This window comes from Roseateles saccharophilus (assembly GCF_004342485.1).
Classification (GTDB): domain Bacteria; phylum Pseudomonadota; class Gammaproteobacteria; order Burkholderiales; family Burkholderiaceae_C; genus Pelomonas; species Pelomonas saccharophila.
Genome location: NZ_SMBU01000003.1, coordinates 69,466 through 91,383, shown reverse-complemented (window position 1 = coordinate 91,383; position 21,918 = coordinate 69,466). Strand labels below are relative to the sequence as shown.

21 protein-coding genes, 1 tRNA gene and 1 pseudogene are annotated in these 21,918 nt (G+C 67.1%); 6 read left to right on the top strand and 17 right to left on the bottom strand.

The genetic code is table 11. The annotated features are described in order from the left end of the window. Window positions 1-29: 29 nt before the first annotated feature. Complete coding sequence (gene nifB, locus EV671_RS03700) at window positions 30-1,616, bottom strand: nitrogenase cofactor biosynthesis protein NifB (RefSeq protein ID WP_132569943.1); 1,587 nt, start codon at window positions 1,614-1,616, stop codon at window positions 30-32. 244 nt (window positions 1,617-1,860) lie between these two features. Between nifB and EV671_RS03695 the strand changes: the two genes are divergently transcribed. Then, on the top strand, window positions 1,861-2,283 hold the full coding sequence (locus EV671_RS03695; RefSeq protein ID WP_132569942.1) for a hypothetical protein: 423 nt from the start codon (window positions 1,861-1,863) through the stop codon (window positions 2,281-2,283). Window positions 2,284-2,703: 420 nt separating this feature from the next. Then, window positions 2,704-3,612, top strand: coding sequence for an endo alpha-1,4 polygalactosaminidase (locus tag EV671_RS03690; RefSeq protein WP_243655562.1), 909 nt, complete (start codon window positions 2,704-2,706; stop codon window positions 3,610-3,612). 146 nt (window positions 3,613-3,758) lie between these two features. On the opposite strand, the gene nifA is transcribed toward EV671_RS03690, so the two are convergent. The 16 genes and pseudogenes from nifA to EV671_RS03610 all read right to left on the bottom strand — a co-directional run bounded on the left by nifA (window position 3,759) and on the right by EV671_RS03610 (window position 18,526). Continuing rightward, window positions 3,759-5,522, bottom strand: a complete 1,764-nt coding sequence (gene nifA, locus EV671_RS03685) for a nif-specific transcriptional activator NifA (RefSeq protein ID WP_132569941.1) — start codon at window positions 5,520-5,522, stop codon at window positions 3,759-3,761. A gap of 162 nt (window positions 5,523-5,684) precedes the next feature. Further along, the gene (locus tag EV671_RS03680; protein ID WP_132569940.1) at window positions 5,685-6,203 is read right to left on the bottom strand and encodes an Rrf2 family transcriptional regulator; all 519 of its coding nucleotides are present in this window, start codon (window positions 6,201-6,203) and stop codon (window positions 5,685-5,687) included. Between the two features lie 9 nt (window positions 6,204-6,212). Continuing rightward, on the bottom strand, window positions 6,213-6,512 hold the full coding sequence (locus EV671_RS03675) for a ferredoxin family protein (RefSeq protein WP_132569939.1): 300 nt from the start codon (window positions 6,510-6,512) through the stop codon (window positions 6,213-6,215). Beyond that, window positions 6,509-7,816: an FAD-dependent monooxygenase gene (locus EV671_RS03670; RefSeq protein WP_132569938.1), complete on the bottom strand. Its 1,308-nt coding sequence runs from the start codon at window positions 7,814-7,816 to the stop codon at window positions 6,509-6,511. Before EV671_RS03670 ends, EV671_RS03675 begins: the two co-directional genes overlap by 4 nt. 27 nt (window positions 7,817-7,843) lie before the next feature. Then, window positions 7,844-8,977: an electron transfer flavoprotein subunit alpha/FixB family protein gene (locus tag EV671_RS03665; protein ID WP_132569937.1), complete on the bottom strand. Its 1,134-nt coding sequence runs from the start codon at window positions 8,975-8,977 to the stop codon at window positions 7,844-7,846. Window positions 8,978-8,996: 19 nt separating this feature from the next. Next, the gene (locus EV671_RS03660) at window positions 8,997-9,845 is read right to left on the bottom strand and encodes an electron transfer flavoprotein subunit beta/FixA family protein (RefSeq protein WP_132569936.1); all 849 of its coding nucleotides are present in this window, start codon (window positions 9,843-9,845) and stop codon (window positions 8,997-8,999) included. A 23-nt stretch (window positions 9,846-9,868) separates the two neighbouring features. Beyond that, window positions 9,869-10,204, bottom strand: a complete 336-nt coding sequence (gene nifW / locus EV671_RS03655; RefSeq protein WP_132569935.1) for a nitrogenase stabilizing/protective protein NifW — start codon at window positions 10,202-10,204, stop codon at window positions 9,869-9,871. A 12-nt stretch (window positions 10,205-10,216) separates the two neighbouring features. Continuing rightward, window positions 10,217-11,371, bottom strand: a complete 1,155-nt coding sequence (gene nifV / locus EV671_RS03650; RefSeq protein WP_132569934.1) for a homocitrate synthase — start codon at window positions 11,369-11,371, stop codon at window positions 10,217-10,219. A gap of 226 nt (window positions 11,372-11,597) precedes the next feature. Beyond that, a pseudogene (locus tag EV671_RS03645) lies at window positions 11,598-11,981 on the bottom strand (2Fe-2S iron-sulfur cluster-binding protein); the annotation flags it as partial. A 12-nt stretch (window positions 11,982-11,993) separates the two neighbouring features. Next, window positions 11,994-13,904 carry a Fe-S protein assembly chaperone HscA gene (gene hscA, locus EV671_RS03640; RefSeq protein WP_132569932.1) on the bottom strand — a complete coding sequence of 637 codons (1,911 nt, stop codon included), beginning with the start codon at window positions 13,902-13,904 and terminating at the stop codon, window positions 11,994-11,996. A gap of 23 nt (window positions 13,905-13,927) precedes the next feature. After that, window positions 13,928-14,251 (bottom strand): HesB/IscA family protein, encoded by a 324-nt coding sequence (locus EV671_RS03635; protein ID WP_132569931.1) that lies wholly within the window; start codon window positions 14,249-14,251, stop codon window positions 13,928-13,930. 13 nt (window positions 14,252-14,264) lie between these two features. Continuing rightward, complete coding sequence (gene erpA, locus EV671_RS03630; RefSeq protein WP_132569930.1) at window positions 14,265-14,684, bottom strand: iron-sulfur cluster insertion protein ErpA; 420 nt, start codon at window positions 14,682-14,684, stop codon at window positions 14,265-14,267. Between the two features lie 32 nt (window positions 14,685-14,716). Then, window positions 14,717-15,148 carry a Fe-S cluster assembly scaffold IscU gene (iscU, locus tag EV671_RS03625; RefSeq protein WP_132569929.1) on the bottom strand — a complete coding sequence of 144 codons (432 nt, stop codon included), beginning with the start codon at window positions 15,146-15,148 and terminating at the stop codon, window positions 14,717-14,719. A gap of 18 nt (window positions 15,149-15,166) precedes the next feature. Further along, a complete protein-coding gene (locus EV671_RS03620) occupies window positions 15,167-16,390 on the bottom strand; it encodes an IscS subfamily cysteine desulfurase (protein ID WP_132569928.1) in 1,224 nt (407 codons plus the stop codon). Between the two features lie 331 nt (window positions 16,391-16,721). Continuing rightward, window positions 16,722-18,107 carry an IS5 family transposase gene (locus tag EV671_RS03615; protein WP_132569927.1) on the bottom strand — a complete coding sequence of 462 codons (1,386 nt, stop codon included), beginning with the start codon at window positions 18,105-18,107 and terminating at the stop codon, window positions 16,722-16,724. Window positions 18,108-18,450: 343 nt separating this feature from the next. Beyond that, window positions 18,451-18,526, bottom strand: a tRNA-Ala gene (locus EV671_RS03610). Window positions 18,527-18,749: 223 nt separating this feature from the next. Between EV671_RS03610 and EV671_RS03605 the strand changes: the two genes are divergently transcribed. The 4 genes from EV671_RS03605 (at window position 18,750) to EV671_RS03590 (ending at window position 21,877) form a co-directional block, all read left to right on the top strand. Beyond that, the gene (locus EV671_RS03605) at window positions 18,750-19,427 is read left to right on the top strand and encodes an alpha/beta hydrolase (protein WP_243655561.1); all 678 of its coding nucleotides are present in this window, start codon (window positions 18,750-18,752) and stop codon (window positions 19,425-19,427) included. A 68-nt stretch (window positions 19,428-19,495) separates the two neighbouring features. Next, entirely contained in the window at window positions 19,496-19,915 is a 420-nt protein-coding gene (locus EV671_RS03600) for a rubrerythrin family protein (protein ID WP_132569926.1), read from the top strand. A 40-nt stretch (window positions 19,916-19,955) separates the two neighbouring features. After that, the gene (locus EV671_RS03595) at window positions 19,956-21,302 is read left to right on the top strand and encodes a (Fe-S)-binding protein (RefSeq protein WP_132569925.1); all 1,347 of its coding nucleotides are present in this window, start codon (window positions 19,956-19,958) and stop codon (window positions 21,300-21,302) included. Continuing rightward, on the top strand, window positions 21,299-21,877 hold the full coding sequence (locus EV671_RS03590) for a DUF3501 family protein (RefSeq protein WP_132569924.1): 579 nt from the start codon (window positions 21,299-21,301) through the stop codon (window positions 21,875-21,877). The genes EV671_RS03595 and EV671_RS03590 overlap by 4 nt, the downstream gene beginning before the upstream one ends. Window positions 21,878-21,918: the final 41 nt, after the last annotated feature.

Sequence of the window (21,918 nt, the reverse complement as noted above, 5' to 3'; positions counted from 1 at the left end):
GGTGGGCTCCTGGGCGGGTGGTTGAATGGTCAGGCGACCTTCTCGGCCGCACCGGAGAAGGCGCCCTGGCGGATGTGTGCGTCGCCGCGGGCCCGGTGGACGATGTCGCCGCGGGCGATGCGTTCGCAGTAGTCGGCGAACCAGGACAGGGCCGCCTTCTCGATGAAATCGTGGGCGTAGGCGTCCACCGGCTCGATGCCCGCGGCCGTGAGCTCGTCGCGCGGGCAGGCGCCGATCTTGGACACCAGCACGGCATGGCAGTCGTTGATGGCCCTGACGATGGAGGGCAACTGCTCGTCCTCGCCGTAGCCGCCCTGGCAATAGAGGTCCACGCGCCGGTGGCCGACGAACAGGGCCTCGTCGCGGCTGACCTCGAAGATCTGGAACTCGGTGGCATGACCGAAGTGCTGGTTGACCTTGCCGTGTCCTTCCGTCGCGACGGCCACGAGCAGCTTCATGCCGGGGTCGACGCCGTCGTGCGCAGCCTGCGCGGCCAGCGCCTCGGTCTTGGCGGCGACCTGGGCCTGGCGCTCGTTCTCGACCTGCTCCTGGTAGGCGCGGCGCCTGTCGAGGTCGTAGACGACCTCGATGTCGTCGATCTTGTCGAGCGTGAACTCCTCGCTGCGGTCTTCGCCGAGCAGGCCTACGGCGTCGGCCCGGCACTGGCGGCAGTGGCGCATCAGGTTGGCGCCGCCCGCGCAGGCGTCCTGCACGGCCTTGAGCTCCTGGGCCGTCGGGCCGCGCTGGCCGGTCAGGCCGAACACCGTGCCGTGTTCGGGCTCGGAGATGAGTGGCATGATGTTGTGCAGAAAGGCCCCGCGCTTCTTGACCTCGCGGTTGACCTCGATCAGGTGCTCGTCGTTGATACCCGGAATGAGCACCGAGTTGATCTTGGTGAGTACGCCTCGCGCTGTGAGCATCTCCAGGCCGAGCATCTGGCGCTCGTGCAGGATCTTGGCGGCTTCATAGCCGGTGTAGCGCTTGTGGTCGTAGAAGATCCACGGGTAGATCTTCTCGCCCACCGCCGGATCAACCATGTTGATGGTGATCGTGACGTGGTCGATGTTGTACTTGACGATCTCGTCGACCTGGTCTGGCAGGGCCAGGCCGTTGGTGGACAGGCAGAGCTTGATGTCCGGCGCCTGCTCGTGAAGCATGCGCATCGTGTCGAAAGTCTTTTTCGGGTTGGCGAGCGAGTCGCCCGGCCCGGCGATGCCCAGCACCGTCATCTGCGGGATCTCGCTGGCCACGGCCAACACCTTCTTCACCGCCTGGTCGGGCGTGAGCTTCTGGCTGACGACGCCGGGCCGGCTCTCGTTGCTGCAGTCGTACTTGCGATTGCAGTAGTTGCACTGGATGTTGCAGGCAGGGGCCACGGCCACATGCATGCGGGCGTAGTGGTGGTGGGCCTCTTCTGAGTAGCAGGGGTGGTTCTTGACCTTCTCCCAGATCTCGGCCGGCATGTCGTCGGGCCCGCCGGAGGAGCCGCAGCTGGATTTACCGGCGCCCCCCGTGGTGCTGCAGCCGCCGGAGGCGACGGTCTCAAGGATCTGGCTGACGGCCTGGCGGGATTTGCTCAAGTTACTGGCGTCAACGTAGGCGGCGGCTTGCGACATCGACAGACCTCATGTCGGGTGGTGTGTCCTCCTATTGCGAGAGGCGTGCCAGTCGGCTCGCCGCATGCAGAGCCTTAAGAATCAGGCACTTGCATGAATTGCCTCTGCGGCGGCAGGTGTTCCGTTGCCGACAAACCCAACATCCGCGTCGGCACCGCGCGCGCCGCGAAGCGCCCTGTCATGGGCACGGCACCGCGGCACGGGGCTTGCTCCCGTTGACGCCATCGGCACACAGGAGAGCAACATGCAGATCGGCGTCGACACGGCTCGCGCGGTCGAGACCAAGCGTGCCTTCGTCCTCGACCTGGACGACGTGAGCGCGACAGCGCTGCAGTTCATGCTGGCGGACGAACTGGAGGTGCACGTCTTCACTTCGAGCGCCTCGGCGTTTGGGCATCCGGCCGCCGCTCGGATCGACGTGGTACTGCTGGGAGCCAGTGTGATCGAGGCCGAGACGCCGGATGTCGTAGGACTGTTGCTGCAGACCTGGCCGGGGGTGCCGCTGCTGGCCTTCGGCCCAGTGGACGATGCTGGCGTGCAAGCCGCACTGACCCGCGGCGCACGCTCATCGATCCCGCGGCCGTTCAAGGTCGAGACCGTGCGCAAGAAGGTCAACGCGCAGATCGGCCGGAGGGCGGTTCTGTACATCCCTGTGGCGCGCGGTTGAGTCGGCCCGATTGGGTCATGGGCAGTTGGCAGGACCGGATCGCCATGCGCGACCGCCATGAGCGGCGAGGCGGGCGCGAAGGTTGGATGATCGTTCCTGTTAAGGCTTGTGTGACACCTGCCTGTGTGGGCAGGTGTCACACGAGCCCGACACCTGCGCGTCGATCGGCACGGCTCTGCGCACCATGCAGCCTGAGGGCAGGTGTTGGACAAACCTAAACAGAAGCGGTCGGCCGCGATCTGAGCCAAAAGCAGCCCGGCACTTCAGATACCACTGAGGCTGGCCGTAAACGCAATCAAAGGCGTGCGGCATGAGCGACTGCTCCGGGAGCAAGCGAAAGTCCGAGTGGGGTCGACAGCTGTACACATACACTTTGCCGTCATCCAATTTCTGTAGAAAAGAAGAACGTTACGCACGAAAATGAAGACTCAAACCGGCCGTAACACCCGGCTGATGCAGGCACTGTCAGCCTTGATGGTCGGTTGCGCTGGCACGGCCTTGCTCGCTGGCTGCGGCGGTGGCGCAGACGCCGCATCGACCAATGCCGGCGGCACAGGCACTCCTGCAACTGCGCCGACACCCGCTAGTTCGCCAAGCACCTGGTGGAAACCCATCGCCTCCGACACCTGGCAATGGCAGCTCAGGGGCACGGTGAACACGTCCTACACCGTCGTGATCTACGACATCGATCTGTTCGACAACAGCGCGGCGGCGATTGCCCAGCTCAAGACCAGTGGCCGCAAGATCGTCTGCTATTTCTCTGCCGGAAGCTCGGAGAACTGGCGCCCCGACAATTCGCATTTCACTGCGGCCGACATGGGCAGTCCGCTGTCCGGCTGGCCTGGCGAGAACTGGCTCGACACCCGCTCGGCCAATGTGCGCCGAATCATGGCGACTAGGCTGGACCTTGCGCAAAGCAAGGGCTGCGACGGCGTGGAGCCGGATAACGTCGACGGCTACGCCAACAACACGAGCTTCCCGCTCACCGCGCAGGACCAGCTCGACTACAACCGCTTCCTCGCCGACGAGGCGCATAAGCGTTGGCTGGCCGTCGCGCTGAAGAACGATGTCGGCCAGTTGAGCGACCTGGAGCCGTCGTTCGACCTCGCTATCAATGAGCAATGCCACCAGTACTCAGAGTGTGATGGCTACAGTGTTTTCATTTCGAAGAACAAGCCGGTACTGAACGCCGAGTACGACGCCAAGTACCAGAACAACACCGGCGGCGCGCGCGACTCCCTGTGCGCGGCAGCCCACGTGGCCAACATGCGCACGCTTGTGCTCCCGCTGCAATTGGATGACACCTTCCGCTACAGCTGCGAGCCATAGCCGCCGTGCGGCTCGCCGGCGGTTTGCTTGTGGCGTGGAAAGACGCCTTCGGGTTGACATGAACGGCGCGAGCCGGCGGAACAGCCCTTCAACACAAGTAAATCGTTCGGTGCCCCAGGACGCATCCAGTCCCACACGGCCAGACCTCAAAACTTGTGTACCTCGATGTTGTGCTTCCTCAGCGCATAGCCCAACTGGCGCGGCGTCACGTGCAGCAGCCGGGCGGCCTTGGCCTGCACCCAGGCGCATTGCTCCATGGCCCATATGAGCCGTTCGCGTTCGCCCGAGGGCGGCTGGGGGCCGAACTGGCGTGGCACGCCGTTGAGCCGCTCGGTCGGGCCGATGCGCACCACGCCGTCGAGTTCGTGCGGCGATTCGTCGATGTCGGTAAAGAGATCCTCAGCCGGGTCCACTTCCACCGGCGGTGTCGGCGCAGCCGGGCGGGGCGACTCCTTGATCGGGATGCGCACCACCTGCACGGGTGCGACGGCGTCTTCCTTGTCGAGGTGGTGGAGCGTCTGGGTCAGGCAGCGGTTCTGGCGGCAGGGGAAAGCGACTGCACGTATCACCTCGCCCCCGGCCATGGTGGCGGTGCGCTCGATGCAGTTCTCCAGCTCTCGCACGTTGCCCGGCCAGTAGCAGTGTGTGAGCACGTCCATCGCATCGGCCGAGACTTTGAGCTTGCGCCGGTTCTCCTTGTTGTAGCGATCCAGGAAATGCGCGACGAGCGGCGGGATGTCGCTGCGCCGCTCACGCAGCGGCGGCAGGAAGATGCTGACGACGTTGATGCGGTAGTAGAGGTCGGCCCGGTATTCGCCGCGCTGGACCATGCTCTCCAGGTCGCGATTGGTCGCGCAGATCAGGCGCACGTCCACCTTGATGGTGCGGTTGCCGCCCACGCGCTCGAATTCGCGCTCCTGCAGCACACGCAGCAGCTTGGCCTGGAAGGCGGCGCTGATGTCGCCCACTTCGTCGAGGAAGAGCGATCCACCATGGGCCTGTTCGAAACGGCCCTTGCGGTCAGCGGCGGCGCCGGTAAAGGCGCCGCGCTCGTGACCGAACAGCTCGCTTTCGAGCAGGCTCTCGGTGAGCGCCGCGCAGTTCACCTTGATGAATGGGCCGTCACGCCGTGTCGATTGGAAGTGGATGGCGCGCGCGATGGCCTCCTTGCCTGTGCCGCTCTCGCCGCGCAGCAGCACCGTGGAGCGGGTGGGGGCGGCCTGGTGCACCTCGGCGAAGACGCCCTGCATCTCGGACGAGACGCCGACGACGCTGTCCAGCGTGTAGCGGCCACGTGGCTCCGGCGCCAGTGCCTTCTGCAGGCGCGTCGTCTCGAGCTGCAGCCTGCGGTGCTCGGCCGTAACCGCGCGAGCCAGCACGCAGGCCTGAGCCAGTAGCGTCGCGACCATGCGCAGCACGCGCTGGTCGTCGCTCAGGCGCGCCTTGCCCGCCACTTCGCGCTGCGTGGCCAGCACGCCCACGACGTTGTTGTCACTGACCAGCGGCACCGCCAGGAAGCACATGCGCCGGCCGTCCTGGGCACTGAAGGCACCGGTGCGATCGACGAATTCCTGCGACTCGGTGACGTTGGTCACCGTCGCCGGGACGCCGGACTGGAAAACGCGGCCCACGATGCCCTCGCCGGGCGCCCAGACGCCGCGTCCGATCTGTTCGCTGTTCAACCCCGCGGCGCTGTGCACGCGCAGCGTGGGCGGATCGGGGGGCTCTCCGGTTTCGGGGGCGTCGACCAGGACGATCATGGCCCGGTCGAGATGAAGATGGACCAGGAGGACGTTGAGCGCTTCCCGGAAGCTGCGCTGAAGGTCGAGCGACGCCCCCAGGATGCGACAGATCTCGTAGATCGTGATCAGCTCGACGTGGGATCGCTCGGGCGCTGGCGCGGGAACCATACATCACCTCCTCGCGGCCGCGCCATTCCGGGGCGCGCTTGCCGATACCGAGGAGCATGCAAGAACCCCGCCCGACGGCGAGCCCGTCCGTGCCGGGCGGCGCCGCCTCTCCTGTCCTTTGATCCAGATCAAGAAGTGACCCGTTTCACCGGTCGTTCGCGATCATTTCAGCGCCTCGGCCAGTGCGAACACCGTGTTGGCGTGGGCGGGCAGCATGACCGGATCGAGCACGGGGCGGGTCGAGATGCCCTTGCGCAGTGCATGGCCCGCCTCATCGGAGGGCTCCGGCCCCGATTCGTACGCCTGATCGTCGATCAGGTCCTGCAGCGAGACAGACGCCAGGCACCTGGCCATCGCGCTGCTCAGGGTGGGCCAGTTGCCCTGGACCTTGGCGTCGCCGCTGGCGGATTTGGGTGCCTTGTCGACCGCGGCGACGATGTCGGCCACGCTGATGTCGCGGGCGGCATGCCCAAGCTGATAGCCACCACCGGGTCCGCGCGTTGACAGCACCAGCCCGTTCCGGCGCAGCGGGCCAATGACCTGCTCGAGGCTGGACAGCGAGATGCCCATGCGCTTGGACAGTACCGGCAGGGACGCGGGGCTTCGCTGGGCATGCTGCTCGAGGCTCACCATGGCGGCGGCGGCGTTGCAGGCCCGGCTGCTCAGTGTGAAGTTCAGCATGTTGCCTCCTCAACCGAACTTGAACAGGATGCCGTGCCCGCCGCGCGGGTATTCCCAGGCCACGTTGGTGTGCTCGGTGCAGATGACGCGGCAACTGCCGCATTCCAGGCAGCCGTCCGTGATCAGCGTGACCCGGCCGTTGCTCTCGGCCTTGTAGCAGGCTGCAGGGCAGACGAAGGTGCACTGCTGGCTCTGGCACGCGTTGGTGCAGATGTCGGCATCCTTGATCTGGATGTGCGGGCGGCCATGGTCGACCTTGTAGCGGTTCTGGAAGAGCTTCTCTTCCACGTTGACGGTGATTGCATTCATCGCGTGCCCTTCCAGAGTTTGAGTGCGTCGCCCACCAGTCCGGTGAGTCTGCGGGCGGCCGTGAAGCTGCCCAGGATCTCGCGCTGCTTGGTCGTTTTGTCCACGCCATCGACCGTGAACAGGGTCTTGGCGGCACGGTTGAGCAGTTCGGGGTACGTGGTGAAGAACTGCGGGCTGGACTCGAGGATCTGCGGCAGGCGTCGGTACTTCTTCAGGTCCTTCATGACGAAGCTCTCGTCCAGCGCGTCCTTGTAGGCCTTCAGCGTCTTCGCCGTCAGCGGCTTGCCGGCGCTCTTGGCGGCAATGACGGTCTCTGCGGCCAGGCGGCCGGTGGTCATCGCGAGGTTGGACCCCTCGCGGTGGGCCGCGTTCACGAAGCCGCCCGAGTCGCCGACGATCATCCAGCCGTCGCCGTAGATGCGTGGCACGGCATTGAATCCGCCCTCGGGGATGAGATGGGCGCAGTACTCCTTCATCTCGCCGCCCTCGATCAGCGGTGCGATGGACGGGTGCCGCTTCAGCTTCTCCAGCAGCGCATAGGGCGCCGTGCGGTTGGGGTTGGCCTTGAAGTCGGCCAGCATGCATCCGACGCCGATGGTGAGGGAGTCCTTGTTCGTGTAGAGGAAGCCCGTGCCCACCATGCCCTCGGTGACCGAGCCCATCATCTCGATGACGACGCCTTCCTCAGCACCGATGTTGAAGCGGGCCTGGATGGTTTCCTCCGGCAGGAAGAGGATCTCCTTGACGGCCAGGGCCACGTTCTTGGGCGAGAGTTCGCTGTGGAAGCCCGCCTTGCGCGCCAGCGTGGAGTTCACGCCGTCGGCCAGTATGACGACATCGGCGAACACATCGCCGCCCATGCGGTCGCAGCGCACGCCGGCGACGCGTCCGCCGTCGAGGATGAGCTCCTCCACGGTGGTCTCGCAGATCAGCAGCGCACCGGCCTCGCGCACCTTGCCGGAGAACCACTTGTCGAACTGGGCGCGGATGATGGTGTAGCGGTTATAGGGGGGCTTGTTGTAGTCGTCGCTGCGGTAGTGGCTGCCGACGAAGCTGTTCTCGTCGAGCATCCACATGCGCTGTTCGATGATGTGTCTTTCCAGTGGCGCGTCGTCGCGGAAGTCGGGGATGATGCGTTCCAGCGCGTCGGCGTACAGGATGGCGCCCTGCACGTTCTTGCTGCCCGGGTACTCGCCGCGCTCGATCTGCAGCACCTTGAGGCCGGCCTTGGCCAGCGTGTAGGCGGCGGCGTTGCCCGAAGGGCCCGCGCCGACCACGATGGCGTCGAACTTCTCCTTGCTCATCTCGGTTCTCCTTGCGTGTGGGGCCGTTCAGGCGACCTTCCTGATGCGCTTGTCCAGGTGGCTGCGGAAGGTCTGGGTCAGCATGGGCAGCACCTGCATCGCGTTGCCGACGATGCCGTGGTGCGCGAAGTCGAAGATGGGCGCGTTGGGGTCGGTGTTGATGGCGACGATGATGTCGCTTGCCTCCATGCCCACGCGGTGCTGGATGGCGCCGGACACGCCGGCGGCGATGTAGAGCTTTGGGCGCACGGTTTTTCCGGTCTGGCCCACCTGTCTCTCGGCCTCCAGCCAGCCCGCCTGGGTCACCGCGCGGGTGGCGCCCACTTCGGCGCCCAGCACCCGGGCCAGGTCCCAGACCAACTGGCAGTTGTCGGCGTTCTTCAGCCCCTTGCCGGCCGTGACGATGATGTCGGCATAGGCCAGGTTCACCGTGTTGCGGCTGGCGTCGGGGATGAAGTCCAGCAGCTTGGTGACGATGTCGGTCTCGATCATGCCAAGCTCCATCGTGATGATGTCGCCGCTGCGGTTTTCGTCGCGGCGCGGCATGGGTGCCGTGCGCGGGCGCATCGTGGCCATCTGCGGCCGGTAGGCCAGGGTCATGATGGTGCAGAGCAACGACCCGCCGAAAGTCGGCCGCGTGGCGGCCAGCGCGCGGCCGTCGATGTTGAGCTCGGTGCAGTCGGCCGTCAGGCCGGTGGCCAGCGTCGTCGCGACCGAGCCCGCCAGGTCGCGGCCCATGGTGGTGGCGCCCAGCAGCAGGATTTCAGGCTGGTATCTGTTGACCAGGTCGGTCATGCCCTTGGTGAAGGGCTCGTTGCGGTAGCCCTGCAGCACGGGGTCGCGCATCAGGTAGGCATGGTCGGCGCCGTAGGCATAGGCTTCCTTGGCGAAGGCCTCCAGCGGATCCTGGGGCCCGCCGAGCAACACGCCGCTCACGTCGACGCCCAGCTTGTCGGCCAGCTTGCGGGCCTCGCCCATCAGTTCCCAGCTGACGGGGTGCACATGGCCGCGGTCATGCTCGATGAAGACCCACACGCCCTTGTAGGCCTTGAGGTGTTCGGGCAGTTCGGTGCTGCGGCCGGAGCGGCCGGCTGTTTTGAGGGCGCCGCCTGCGGCACCGGCACCGCCCGAGGGGGCGGCGGGTTGGGCTGTTGCGTTCATCGGGCTTCTCCTTGCGCGTTCAGGCGGACAGGCGTTCCACGGTCTCTTCCTCCAGCGTGGAGTGCGTGGTGAAGATCTTCTGGATGAGGTTGAGGCAGACGTCGTTGACGCTGGAGTCAGAGACGACCTGCATGTCGGCCTTCTCGCTGCGGGGCTTGGGGCCGAAGACCTTGCTGACGATGGTGGGCGAGCCCTTGAGGCCGATCTTGGTGATGTCCTCGATGCCGGCGTCGTCCTTGTTCCACTTGCGCACCGTGCAGCGGGCGGCGCGCAGCATGTCCTCCATGGTCGCGAAGCGCATCTCGTTCGTGCCTTCGAGCATGGTGATGAGGCTGGGCAGCGTGGTGTCGAGCAGCTGCACACCGCCTTCGGCGCGGCGCTCCACCTGGATGCGACGAGCGTCGAGGTCCACCTCGACGATGCGGCTCACGTAGGTCAGCAGGTTCAGCCCCAGTCGCTTGGCCACGCCGGGGCCGACCTGGGCGGTGTCGCCGTCGATGGTCTGCTTGCCGGTGAACACCAGGTCCACCGCCTGCTCCTGGCCAATCTTGCGGATGGCCGCGGCCAGGGCATAGCTGGTCGCCAGCGTGTCGGCACCGGCGAAGGCGCGATCCGTGACGAGGATGGCGTCGGTCGCCCCGAAGCTCAGGCATTTGCGCAGTGCGTCCTCGGCCTGCGGCGGCCCCATGCAGAGCATGGTGACACGCCCACCGAACTGGTCCTTCAGGCGCAGCGCCTCCTCGAGCGCGAAGAGGTCGTAGGGGTTGACGATGGCCGGCACCCCCTGGCGCATGATGGTGTTGGTGACGGGGTGGACGCGGATCTGCGCCGAGTCCGGAACCTGCTTGATGCAGACGACGATGTGCATGAGGTGCTCCTCGGGTTCTCGGTTCAGGCCGCGGCTCGGCCTGGCAGGCTCTGGCGCAGGCTGTCGAGCGAGACGTGCTGCCGACCTTCGGCATCCTGGAAGACTTTGAACACCTTCTCGTGGTAGGCCGTGGAGGTGGTGAAGTCCTGGTAGGCCTGGTTCAGCATCTCGCGGTAGCGGCGGAAGAGCGCCACCTCGTCCAGCCCGGTCAGGCCCTCGGCGCGGCGCAGGTACTGGTAGAAGCGCTTGAGGATGTGCAGGCGGTTCACGTTGACGACGCGTTCGTCATAGGCGATGCCGAAGAACTCCAGGAACTCGTTGGCGCTGGACAGGGCCTTGAGTTGTTGCATCAGGTCCATGGTGGGTCTCCTTCAGGCGAGGTGCGGCTGTCGGGCCGCGACTTCCGAGATGAGGCGGCGCAGCTCAACGCCGTCGAGTTGTCGCTTGGTCTGTGTGGCGTGCTCGCGCACTCGGGCGAGCAGCGGCTCGATCACGTCGTCGCGCACCGGCAGCTCCAGGCGCTGCAGCTCGCGGCGCAGGCCGGCCGAGCCGCTGTGCTTGCCCAGGACCAGCGCATGGCTGCGCCCCAGCTCGGCGGGGTCGAAGGGCTGGTAGTTGCGCGGGTCCTTCAGCAGGCCGTCGACGTGGATGCCGGACTCGTGCGAGAACACCGCCTCGCCGACGATGCTCTTGCCCGCCGGCACGGGCCGGCCCGAGGCCAGGGCAACGCGCTGCGACAGGCCCACGAGTGCGCGGCTGTCCACGCCACACTCGATGCCGTGGAGATGCCGCAAGCCCATCACCACTTCCTCCAGCGCTGCGTTGCCGGCGCGCTCGCCCAGGCCGTTGACCGTGGTGCTGGCATGGGTGGCGCCGGCGCGCAGGGCGGCCAGTGTGTTGGCAGTGGCCAGGCCGAGATCGTTGTGGGCATGGATCTCGATGTCGAGGTCGGTGGCCGTGCGCAGCTTGGCGATGCGCTCGTGGGTACTGAAGGGGTCGAGCAGGCCCAGGGTGTCGGCGAAGCGCAGGCGGATGGCGCCGGCCATCTGCGCGGTCTCGGCCACCTGAGCGAGAAAGTCCATGTCGGCCCGCGAGGCGTCCTCCAGACCGACGCTGGGCACCAGCCCGGCCTCGCGGGCGTCGCTGACGCAGCGCTGCACCGTGGCCAGCGCCCAGGCGCGGTCGCGGCCGAGCTTGTGGGTGAGCTGCTGGTCCGACACCGGCACCGACAGGTGCACGATGTCGGCGTCGCAGGCGGCGGCGCTTTTCAGGTCGAACTGCGACATGCGCGCCCAGACCATGGTGCGGGCCCGCAGCCCGGCGTGGGTGAGGGCGCGCAGTGTGTCGATCTCCTGTGTGCCCATGGCCGCGATGCCGATCTCCAGTTCTGGCACGCCGGCCTCGTCCAGCGCGCGGGCGATGGCCAGCTTCTCGTCGCGGGAGAAGGCCACGCCGGCCGTCTGTTCGCCATCGCGCAGCGTGGTGTCGTTCAGCGTGCAGGGCCAGGGGGAGGAGGCGGTGGGCATGATGGGCGGTGCAGGGTGTCCTGCCTCATGCATCGCAAAGGCTGTGCCATGCCGGTGTCGTCTCTAAGCCATTGATTCGCCGGGATTTTCTTGCTGCCGCCGAGGCTGCCGTGACGTGTGTCGATTGTTGGCTTGTCGACATGCGGTCGCGGCGCGCCACAAAGCATCAGCCCCTCGGTCGCGAGGCGGCGCGAGGGGCTGAGAGGGTGACAGGCGCAGAGGCCTGCTTCTCGCGGGCGTGGTTCTTGGTGTAGCGCGGCAGCTCGATGACCAAGGCCGCGCCGCGCACCTTCACGCAGCAGGCGAGGCGCGACTGCGCGTCCACGCCCCAGGCGTCGTCGAGCTGGTCTTCTTCCTCGTCGTCGGCCGGCGTCAGGGCCTCGCCGCCGCTGCGCACGTGGACGTGGCAGGTGGCGCAGGCGCCGACCTTCTCGCAGGCATGCTCGATGGCGATGCCGGCCTGCAGCAGCTCGTCCACGAGCTTGCGGCCGGGCCGTGCCGCGAACTGCAGGCCCTCGGGGCAGTGCTCGGCGTGGGGCCGCACGGTCACCTCGGTGGCTGCGGCTATGGTGCTGCGGGCGCCAGGGGGCGTCGTCGTTGCGGGGCTCATTCGCGATCCTGCTTAGGCGGAGATTTGGTCCATGCGGCGTCCGGCCAGCGCCTGGCGCACGCGGGCGTCCATGCGTCGGCCGGCGAACGCGGTGGTGGCGAGGTTCAACCCTTCGGTCGCGGCGCGCAGCGCCTCGCGCGCGGTCTTCTGCTCGGCCAGTGAGCCGCCGTCGGCTTCGGCACATTGCTCCAGGCCATCGGCCACGTCCTGCATCGAGCGCAGGATGGCGAACTGCTCTCGGGGCAGCAGCAGGCGCTGGTCTTCGGCAATGGCGGCCTCGACCGCATCGAGCAGGCGGCGTGCCTCGACCTCGGCCTCGCGCAGCATGCGGGCGGCGGTGTCGGCCTCTGCGTTGAGCAGCGCATGGCGCAGCACCTCGGCCACCGCGTCATGGCCCAGGCCGTAGCTGGGCTTGACTTCGACCTGGGTCTGCACGCCCGTGGTCTGCTCGGCGGCGTGCACCGAGAGCAGACCGTCCGCGTCGATCTGGAAAGTGACGCGGATGCGCGCAGCGCCCGCCACCATCGGCGGGATGCCGTGCAGCGCGAAGCGGGCCAGGGACCGGCACTCGCTCACCAGCTCGCGCTCGCCCTGCACGACATGGATGGCCATGGCGGTCTGGCCGTCCTTGAAGGTGGTGAATTCCTGGGCCCGCCCTGTCGGTACGGTGCTGTTGCGCGGGATGATCTTCTCCACCAGCCCGCCCATGGTCTCGATGCCCAGGGACAGCGGGCAGACGTCCAGCAGCAGCAGGCCGCTGTCGCCCGTCGCGCGGTTGCCGGCGAGCTGGTCGGCCTGGATGGCGGCGCCCAGCGCCACGGCCAGGTCGGGGTCGATGCCCGTGTAGGGCTCGCGGCCGAAGAGCGCAGCGACGGCGCGGCGCACCACGGGCATGCGGGTAGCGCCGCCGACGAGGACGATGCCGTCCATCTCGGCTGCGCGCAGCCCGGCGTCGCGCAGCGCCCGCTTCACGGGCTCCAGCGTGCGGTTCACCAGCGGCTGCACCAAGTGCTCGAAGTGCTCGCGTGTGAGCCGCGCCGCCTGGCTGGCGCCATCGTGGCGCACGCAGCACAGGGTGGTCTCGGCCGTGTCGGTCAGGACCTCCTTGGCTTGGCGGGCGGCAGCGCGCAAGGCGCCGGCATCGGCGTCGGTCCAGTCGAGCGCGTCGTCCTGCGAGCGGAACCAGTCGACCAGGATTTGGTCGAAATCGTCGCCGCCGAGCATTGCATCGCCGTTGGTGGCCAGCACCTCGAACACGCCACGCGTGAGACGCAGCAGTGAGACGTCGAAGGTGCCGCCGCCGAGGTCGTAGACCGCGTAGACGCCTTCGCTTGCCGTGTCCAGGCCGTAGGCCACGGCGGCCGCCGTCGGTTCGTTGAGCAGGCGAAGCACGTTCAGCCCGGCCTGGCGGGCGGCGTCCTTGGTGGCCTGGCGCTGGGCATCGTCGAAATAGGCTGGCACGGTGATGACAGCCCCAACAAGCGCTCCGCCGAGGGAGGCCTCGGCGCGCTCGCGCAGCTTGCTTAGCACTTCAGCGCCCACGTCCACCGGCGTCTTCAGGCCGGCTCGCGTTGGCACTGCCACGGCGCCCGTTCCCAGGGGCTGCACTGCATAGGGCACGGCACCGGCCGGCAGGTCGGTGAGGGCGCGGCCGATCAGGCGCTTGGCCGAGGCGATGGTGTTCTGAGGGTCGGCGGCGGCGTGCTCGTTCGCCTCGTGGCCGATGAGCACGCGGCCGTCGGCCGCGTAGTGCACGACCGAGGGCAGCAGGCGTCGGCCCTGGGTGTCGCCCAGCACGGTAGGCACGCCGCTGCGCAGCGTCGCGACGAGGGAGTTGGTCGTGCCGAGGTCGATACCCACCGCCAGGCGGTGCTGGTGGGGGGCGGCCGTACGTCCGGGCTCGGCGATCTGGAGCAAGGCCATGGTGGGACTCCCCGATCGGCAGGCTAGACAGCGAAGCTCTCGCCACAGCCGCAATTGGCGGTGGCGTTGGGGTTGTGGAACTTAAAGCCTTCGTTCAGGCCCTCGCGCACCCAGTCGAGCTGCGTGCCGTCCACCATGGGCAGGCTGCGCGCGTCGACGAGCAGTGTCACGCCTTCGCTCCGGAACTCGTGATCTTCCGGTGCCGGTGCTTCGGCGAACTCCAGCGCATAGGCATAGCCGGAGCAACCGCTGGTCTTGACGGCGATGCGCAGCCCGAAGCCGCCGCCGCGTTGCGCCAGGGCCTTCTCGATCTGGCGGGCGGCCTTGGGGGTGACGGTGAGACTCATGGCAGAACTCCCGTCATACCGAGAAGGAACTGCCGCAGCCACAGGTGCTGGCCGCGTTCGGGTTGCGGATCACGAAGCGCGAGCCTTCGAGGCTCTCCTCGTAGTCGATCTCGGCACCCAACATGAACTGCAGGCTGCTCGCGTCGACGATGACCTTGAGCGAGCCGGCTTCGACGCAGGTGTCGTCCGCTTTGCTCTCCTCGTCGAAGGCGAAGCCGTACTGGAAGCCCGAGCAGCCCCCGCCCGTCACGAAGATGCGCAGCTTGAGGTTGGGGTCACCTTCTTCGGCGAGCATGACGCTGACCTTGGAGACGACAGCGTCGCTGACCTTGATGGGTGCGGCACCCTCGGGCAGCGTGAAGGGCGTGGCGAGTGGCAGGCTGGCCGAGCTGGCGCAGGACGAGCCGGCAGCGTGGGACTGACAGGTGGACATGGCGTGCTCCTGGGCAGGTTGGGGGCGGGGCGTCAGGCGGTGGCGGCCTGCACGGGGGAACAGGCGGGCTGCTCGGTCACCTCGCCACGGCGTTGGCGGTAATCCGCGACCGCGGCCTTGATGGCGTCCTCGGCCAGGATGGAGCAGTGGATCTTGACCGGCGGCAGGGCCAGTTCCTCGGCGATGGCGGTGTTCTTGATCGCCAGGGCCTGGTCCAGACTCTTGCCCTTGACCCACTCGGTCACGAGGGAGCTCGACGCGATGGCTGAGCCGCAGCCGTAGGTCTTGAACTTTGCGTCCTCGATGAGGCCGGTGGCGGGGTTGACCTTGATCTGCAGCTTCATCACGTCGCCGCAGGCCGGCGCGCCGACCATGCCAGTGCCCACGTCGGCGTCCTCGGTCTGGAAGGTGCCGACGTTGCGGGGGTTTTCGTAATGGTCGATGACCTTGTCGCTGTACGCCATGGAAAGCTCCGTTCGTGTTCAGTGCTCGGCCCACTGGACGGTGTTGAGGTCCACACCGGCGCAGTGAAGGTCCCAAAGCGGGCTCAGCTCGCGCAGGCGCAGCACGGTTTCGGTGACGCGCTGCACGGCGGTGTCGACGTGGGCGGGCGTGGTGTAGCGGCCGATGGAGAAGCGGATGGAGCTGTGGGCCACCTCGTCGGGCAGGCCGAGTGCGCGCAGCACATAGCTTGGCTCCAGGCTGGCCGAGGTGCAGGCCGATCCCGAGGACACGGCGATGCCCTTCATGCCCATCAGCAGCGACTCACCCTCGACGAAGGTGAAGCTGATGTTGAGGTTGTGCGGCACGCGGCGCTCCATGTCGCCGTTGATGCGGATCTCGGGGATGGCCGAGAGCCCCTGCAGCAGCCGGTCGCGCAGCATGCGGATGCGCTCGTTCTCCGCCGCCATGCCATCGTGCGCCAGGCGGTAGGCCTCGCCCATGCCGACGATCTGGTGCGTGGGCAGGGTGCCGGAGCGCATGCCGCGCTCGTGGCCGCCGCCGTGGATCTGCGCTTCAATGCGCACCCGGGGCTTGCGCCGCACGTACAGCGCGCCGATACCCTTGGGGCCGTAGATCTTGTGGGCCGACAGGCTCATCAGGTCGACCTTGAGCGTGGCCAGGTCCAGCGGGATTTTGCCGGCGGCCTGCGCGGCGTCGACATGGAAGAGGATGCCGCGGCCGCGCAGCAGTTCGCCGATGGCGGCGATGTCCTGCACCACGCCGATCTCGTTGTTGACGGCCATGATCGAGACGAGGATGGTGTCGGGGCGCAGCGCCTGACGCAGAACGTCCAGGTCGACGAGGCCGTTGGGCAGCACGTCGAGGTAGCTCACCTCGAAGCCCTCGCGCTCGAGCTCGCGCATGGTGTCGAGCACGGCCTTGTGCTCGGTCTTGACCGTGATCAGGTGCTTGCCACGCGTCTTGTAGAACTGGGCTGCGCCCTTGATAGCGAGGTTGTTGGACTCGGTGGCGCCGGAGGTCCAGACGATCTCGCGTGCATCGGCGCCGATGAGCTTGGCCACGTGCTCGCGGGCGATCTCGACCGCCTCCTCGGCGGCCCAACCATAGGCATGGCTGCGCGACGCCGGGTTGCCGAAGTTCTCGTACAGAAAGGGCACCATGGCATGCACCACACGCGGGTCCACCGGCGTGGTGGCGGCGTAGTCGAGGTAGATCGGCTTGGCGTCGAGCTTGAGGTTCATGCACGGCTCCTGGTGGCAGCGCGAGGGGCGGATGCCTTGACTTACTCAAGGAGCGTGCCAGTTCCGCGCAGGCGTGGCGGATTCCTGAAAAACTGACCTGGATCAAACACTTGCCGACGCCGCTCCGGTGCCAGCCAATAAGTGTGGATGTCTAGACTGTCGGCTTTGTCGCAAGCACGACGTGATCGAGCCGGAGCATGGCCGCATTCGAAGCCCGAGCGTGGGCTTCGGTCGGCGCCACTCCGAGCCGTCGGGTACGACCGCAGAATCCGTTGCGGATAGGCCTGTCGCTGGTTATGAAGCTAGTTAGTCCGCCCTGAACAACTCGTTTTCAGCCGCGCGCCAGCGCCGGGCGGCGTGAGGTCACAGCGTTGAGCCGCGATGTTGGCGTCGCCATTTCCATCCCCAGCGTGATGGCCATAGCGATCAGGGCCCACAGGGCGCAATAAAGCACCCGCAGGTGCCGCAGGATCATGCGCAGGTTGTGCCCGGCGCCGCACAGCAGAGCGTTCAGTGCATCTCCGTCCGCACCCTTGAGCCAGTTCTTGCCCAACAGCCCATCGGCCTTCATGTGGCCGATCATGGGCTCGACCACCTGGCGCCGCTTGAGCAGCTTCTTCAGCCGCTTGGGCAGTCGCCGCGTATGGCTGATCAACAGCCGCGCCCCACACGCAGGCTCGACGCCGCGGTAGCCGCGGTCGGCCAGGGCGATCTTGGGTGTCTTGCCGGTGAGGATCTCGACCTGCTCGAGCTGGCTGTCCACCGTGTGGCCGTCGTACGGGTTGCCGGGCATCGAGCGCATGCCCACCACCAGCCCCTCCGTGGCCGTGACGGCGACCGACACTTTCACGCCGAACTCGTAAGGCGTCCTGGCCATGCCCTTGGCCAGGCACTCCACCTCCGGGGCGTGCAGTGCGTACAGCTTGTTCTTCGAGTCGCGCTGCTGCGCATGCAGGCGCTGCGCGATGTCGAGCTTGTCCTTGAGTGCGCCAGCGACCTCGCCGCCGACAGCCGCTGCCTTGCGCTGGACATCGCGGATGACCCGACCCAGCCAGGTGCGCAGCTTGCGGATCTCGCGTCGCATGCGATTGAACTGCTTGGCGTGGGCGTAGCGCCCGGCCTGCGTCTCGGCGGCCTTGCCGACCCGTGCGTAGCTCTGGCGCAGCACGATGCCGGCATCCTGCGCCGCAGCCACCAGCTGTTCGCGTGCGCGGTTCAGCAATCGGCTGTCGGTCGGGTGCGCAATCGCCTTGGGTTGCACCGTCGTGTCCAGCACGACCGTGTCCAGGCTGCGCCGCTTGATCACACCGGCTTTGCTGGCCGCCTCGATGCTGTGGGCCAGCAGCCATTCGCAACCCGCCTCGCCGATGCGCTTGCGCCAGCGCACCAGGCTAGACGGATCGCACGGCAGCTCGTGGCGGAAGTAGCGCTCGCCGCTAAAGTGCTGCCAGTACGGGTTCTCGACCCAGCGCTCGACCACGTCCTCGTCGCTGAGCGCGTACACGTGCTTGAGGTACAGCAGCGCCGCCATCAGCCTTGTCGCCAGCGCCGGGCGCCCCGTCGTGGACTCGAACTGCGAGCCCCACTGCTGCGCAAAGGCTGGCCAGTCGATCAGCTCGGCCAGCTTGGCCAACTCGTGGCGCTGGTCGATCAGGTTGACCAGTTCGGTGCGGAACAGGTCGTGGTCGCTGCGCTCATCCGCCGGCTTCGGGCCCATCCAAACCTCGATTCAGTTTGCAAGGAACTGGTATGGATTGGGCCGCAATCTTGCAATCTCCACCATCGGCAATCGCCCGCAATGCCAGTGTTCATGCGGGTTCTGGAAGTTCTTCAGGGCCGACTACCGAGCCGCTATCGAGGGGATGAGGTGCTGGGCCATGCAGTAACTTTTAGGTCGGAAGACGGAAATCTTCCAGTTACTGCGCCAGTTACTGCAATGTGAACTCGGATCTCCGAGGGCAACGAGGGACGTTCCGGGTAAGAAAAAAGCCCTAGAGCTTTGATTCTCAAGGGCTTTTTTGCTTTCCTAAGACGGTGTGGAACCGCTCGGGATCATCGGTTGGTGGAGAGGAGGAGGATCGAACTCCCGACCTCCGCATTGCGAACGCGGCGCTCTCCCAGCTGAGCTACCCCCCCCACGCAGTCCATAAGTATAGCCTGAGCCGGCGGCTACTGTCGCGCCGGCCATGACGCCCCGCAGATCGACGGCCTGGTTCGAAGCCCCGTACAACAACCGCCAGAGTGTGGCCGACAGCGCCGGGGTGCTGTCGCGCCGGGCCCAGGCCTCGGCGGTGGTGCGCGAGCGAGCACGCTGCCAGCTCGACCTGCGTTACGGTCCAGGGGGCAAGCAGACGCGGATGTGTTCTCGCCCGGCCCGGCCTTCGCCGGCAGCTTCGCGCCGGTGCTCGTCGGCATCCATGGCGGCCACCTGCGCTCGCTGGACAAGTCGGACTGCTCCTTCCTGGCGGCCAGCTTCACGGACGAGGGCGCTCTCGTCATCGTGCCCAACTACGACCTCTGCCCGGGCGCCAGCATCGAGCGCATCGCGATGCTGATGACCGAGGCCGTGGCCTGGGCCTGGCGGCATGCGGCCGAGCATGGCGGCGACCCGAGCCGCATCGCCCTCATCGGCCACTCGGCAGGTGGCCATCTGGCGGCGATGCTGAGCTGCTGCGACTGGAAGCGCGTCGGCACCGACCTGCCCGCCGCAGTGCGGGCTGCCCTTCCTGAGCGCCGACCTGCGGCTGGACGCGGCCAGCGCGCAGCGGCTCAGCCCCATCCATTTCCCGGCGCCGCCGGCACCGCAGACGCTGATGGCCGTGGTGGGCGCGCAGGAGAGCGAGGAGTTTCGCCGCCTGAACCTGCTGATCCGTGCGGCCTGGGCGCGCGGGGGCCGTGCCGGTCTGCGAGGAACTGCCGGGCTGCGAGCATTTCAGCGTGCTGCACGACCTTGCCGACCCGCAGGGCCGTTCCCACCAACTGGCGCGGCATCTGCTTGGCCTGCGCTGGTATAGCGGCCTGCTATAGCCTGCATTGAGAGCATGTATTTGCAGCCCGGGCCGTGTCGCGCTAGGGTGAGGGCCCCACCCCCGACCGGAGACTGCAATGAGCTTGAAAGGCAGCAAGACCGAGCAGAACCTGAAGGACGCCTTCGCGGGCGAGTCCCAGGCCAACCGCCGCTACCTCTATTTCGCGAACAAGGCCGACATCGAAGGCCAGAACGATGTGGCCGCGCTGTTCCGCTCCACCGCCGAAGGCGAGACCGGGCATGCGCACGGGCATCTGGAATTCCTCGAGGCCGTGGGCGACCCGGCCACGGGCCTGCCCATCGGCCCGACGCGCGACAACCTCAAGGCCGCCGTGGCCGGCGAGACCCACGAGTACACCGACATGTACCCGGGCATGGCCAAGACCGCGCGCGACGAGGGCTTCGACGAGATCGCGGACTGGTTCGAGACGCTGGCCAAGGCCGAGCGCTCGCACGCCAACCGCTACCAGAAGGCGCTGGATGCGCTGGTCGATTGACACACCATTGCGGGGCCGCTGAACGCGGCCCTTTTTCATCATGACTCGCGAAGGCAATCTCGAGGCGCCCACGCGGCACGCGCTCGACTGGAAGAGCCCGGAGTTCAACGACGAAGAGGCCTGCCTCCACGAGATGGAGCGCATCTTCAACATTTGCCATGGCTGCCGGCGCTGCGTCGGCCTGTGCCAGAGCTTCCCGACGCTGTTCGACCTTGTCGACGAGGGCAGGACCGGCGAGCTGGATGGCGTGGACAAGGCGGACTTCTGGAAGGTCGTCGACCAGTGCTATCTGTGCGACCTCTGCTACATGACCAAGTGCCCCTATGTGCCGCCGCACGTGTGGAACCTCGACTTCCCGCACACGATGCTGCGGGCCAAGGCGATCAAGTACCGCAAGGGCGAGGTGGGGGCCGGCGAGCGCTTCCTGGCTTCGACCGACGTGCACGGCCAGTTCGCGGGCATTCCGGTCGTCGTGCAGGTGGTCAATGCGGTGAACCGCACGAAGCTGGCGCGCCGCGTGCTGGACCGCCAGCTCGGCGTGCACCCCGACGCCTGGCTGCCCGCGCTGGCGCTGCAGCGCTTCCGCTGGAGCGCGCCCAAGTCGCAGTCCCAGGTCGTCACCAACGGCGAGCGCACGCCGGGCAAGGTGGCGATCTTCTCGACCTGCTACGTCAACTACAACGAGCCCGGCATCGGCTTCGACCTGCTCAAGGTGCTGGAGCACAACGCCATCCCCTACGTCATCGTCGAAAAGGAGGCCTGCTGCGGCATGCCCAAGCTGGAGCTGGGCGACCTGGAGACGGTGGAGAAGCACAAGACGGCCAACATCGCCGTGCTGGCGCCCTATGCCAAGGACGGCTTCGCGATCCTGTCGGTCATCCCGAGCTGCACGCTGATGTTCAAGCAGGAGCTGCCGCTGATGTTCCCCGACGAGGAGGCGGTCAGGCTGGTGCAGGACGCGATGTGGGACCCGTTCGAATACCTCGTCGCCCGCCACAAGGACGGCCTGCTCAGGACGGACTTCAAGCAGGCCCTGGGCAAGGTCAGCTACCACGTGCCCTGTCACGGCCGCGTGCAGAAGATCGGCCGCAAGACCGAGGAGATGTTCAAGCTCATCGGCCAGAGCGTGGAGCTCAGGCTCAGCACCGTCGAGCGCTGCTCGGGCCATGCCGGCACCTACGGCGTGAAGACGCCCACCCATCCGGTCGCGATGAAGATCGGCAAGCCGGTGTTCAAGGCCATGGCCAAGGACGAGCCCGACTTCATCAGCAGCGACTGCGCGCTCGCCGGTCACCACATCGCCCAGGGCATGGCCGAGGCGGGCACGCCGGCCAAGGCCCTGGCCCACCCGCTGACGCTGCTGCGCACCGCCTACGGAATCCCATGACCATCACCCCCGACACCCTGATGACGCTGGAGGCCTACTCGCGTTTTCGCAAGACCGAGAAGGCTTCGATAGTCGCCCATCGCCGCCTGCGCAGCGTGCGCCTGGGCGAGCACTTGAACCTGCAGTTCGAGGACGAGCGCACTGTTCGGCACCAGATCCAGGAGATGCTGCGCATCGAGAAGATCTTCGAGGAGGAGGGCATCCAGGGCGAGATCGACGCCTACCTGCCTCTCGTGCCCGACGGCGCGAACTGGAAGGCCACGCTGCTGATCGAATACCCCGACCCCAACGAACGCCGGCGCGAGCTGGCGCGGCTGATCGGCGTCGAGGACAGGCTCTTCGTCGAGGTCGAGGGGCAGCCGCGCGTCTATGCGATCGCCGACGAGGACCTGGACCGCGAGAACGACGAGAAGACCTCGGCCGTGCACTTCGTGCGCTTCGAGCTGAGCGCGGCGATGTGCGAGGCCGTGAAGGCCGGTGCGGGTGTCAAGCTGGGCTGCGATCACACCCACTACCCGGCGCATCTGCAGATCGCGCCGGAGACGCTGGCCAGCCTGGCAGGCGATCTGCGCTGAGCTGCCTCCTTTTGCTGGCACAGTCCGGCACCACGGGCCGT

Bases quoted from the DNA above. Each gene is read 5' to 3' on its own strand.
- nifB (WP_132569943.1), bottom strand. From the start codon at position 1,616: ATGTCGCAAGCCGCCGCCTACGTTGACGCCAGTAACTTGAGCAAATCC.
- EV671_RS03695 (WP_132569942.1), top strand. From the start codon at position 1,861: ATGCAGATCGGCGTCGACACGGCTCGCGCGGTCGAGACCAAGCGTGCC.
- EV671_RS03690 (WP_243655562.1), top strand. From the start codon at position 2,704: ATGAAGACTCAAACCGGCCGTAACACCCGGCTGATGCAGGCACTGTCA.
- nifA (WP_132569941.1), bottom strand. From the start codon at position 5,522: ATGGTTCCCGCGCCAGCGCCCGAGCGATCCCACGTCGAGCTGATCACG.
- EV671_RS03680 (WP_132569940.1), bottom strand. From the start codon at position 6,203: ATGCTGAACTTCACACTGAGCAGCCGGGCCTGCAACGCCGCCGCCGCC.
- EV671_RS03675 (WP_132569939.1), bottom strand. From the start codon at position 6,512: ATGAATGCAATCACCGTCAACGTGGAAGAGAAGCTCTTCCAGAACCGC.
- EV671_RS03670 (WP_132569938.1), bottom strand. From the start codon at position 7,816: ATGAGCAAGGAGAAGTTCGACGCCATCGTGGTCGGCGCGGGCCCTTCG.
- EV671_RS03665 (WP_132569937.1), bottom strand. From the start codon at position 8,977: ATGAACGCAACAGCCCAACCCGCCGCCCCCTCGGGCGGTGCCGGTGCC.
- EV671_RS03660 (WP_132569936.1), bottom strand. From the start codon at position 9,845: ATGCACATCGTCGTCTGCATCAAGCAGGTTCCGGACTCGGCGCAGATC.
- nifW (WP_132569935.1), bottom strand. From the start codon at position 10,204: ATGGACCTGATGCAACAACTCAAGGCCCTGTCCAGCGCCAACGAGTTC.
- nifV (WP_132569934.1), bottom strand. From the start codon at position 11,371: ATGCCCACCGCCTCCTCCCCCTGGCCCTGCACGCTGAACGACACCACG.
- hscA (WP_132569932.1), bottom strand. From the start codon at position 13,904: ATGGCCTTGCTCCAGATCGCCGAGCCCGGACGTACGGCCGCCCCCCAC.
- EV671_RS03635 (WP_132569931.1), bottom strand. From the start codon at position 14,251: ATGAGTCTCACCGTCACCCCCAAGGCCGCCCGCCAGATCGAGAAGGCC.
- erpA (WP_132569930.1), bottom strand. From the start codon at position 14,684: ATGTCCACCTGTCAGTCCCACGCTGCCGGCTCGTCCTGCGCCAGCTCG.
- iscU (WP_132569929.1), bottom strand. From the start codon at position 15,148: ATGGCGTACAGCGACAAGGTCATCGACCATTACGAAAACCCCCGCAAC.
- EV671_RS03620 (WP_132569928.1), bottom strand. From the start codon at position 16,390: ATGAACCTCAAGCTCGACGCCAAGCCGATCTACCTCGACTACGCCGCC.
- EV671_RS03615 (WP_132569927.1), bottom strand. From the start codon at position 18,107: ATGGGCCCGAAGCCGGCGGATGAGCGCAGCGACCACGACCTGTTCCGC.
- EV671_RS03600 (WP_132569926.1), top strand. From the start codon at position 19,496: ATGAGCTTGAAAGGCAGCAAGACCGAGCAGAACCTGAAGGACGCCTTC.
- EV671_RS03595 (WP_132569925.1), top strand. From the start codon at position 19,956: ATGACTCGCGAAGGCAATCTCGAGGCGCCCACGCGGCACGCGCTCGAC.
- EV671_RS03590 (WP_132569924.1), top strand. From the start codon at position 21,299: ATGACCATCACCCCCGACACCCTGATGACGCTGGAGGCCTACTCGCGT.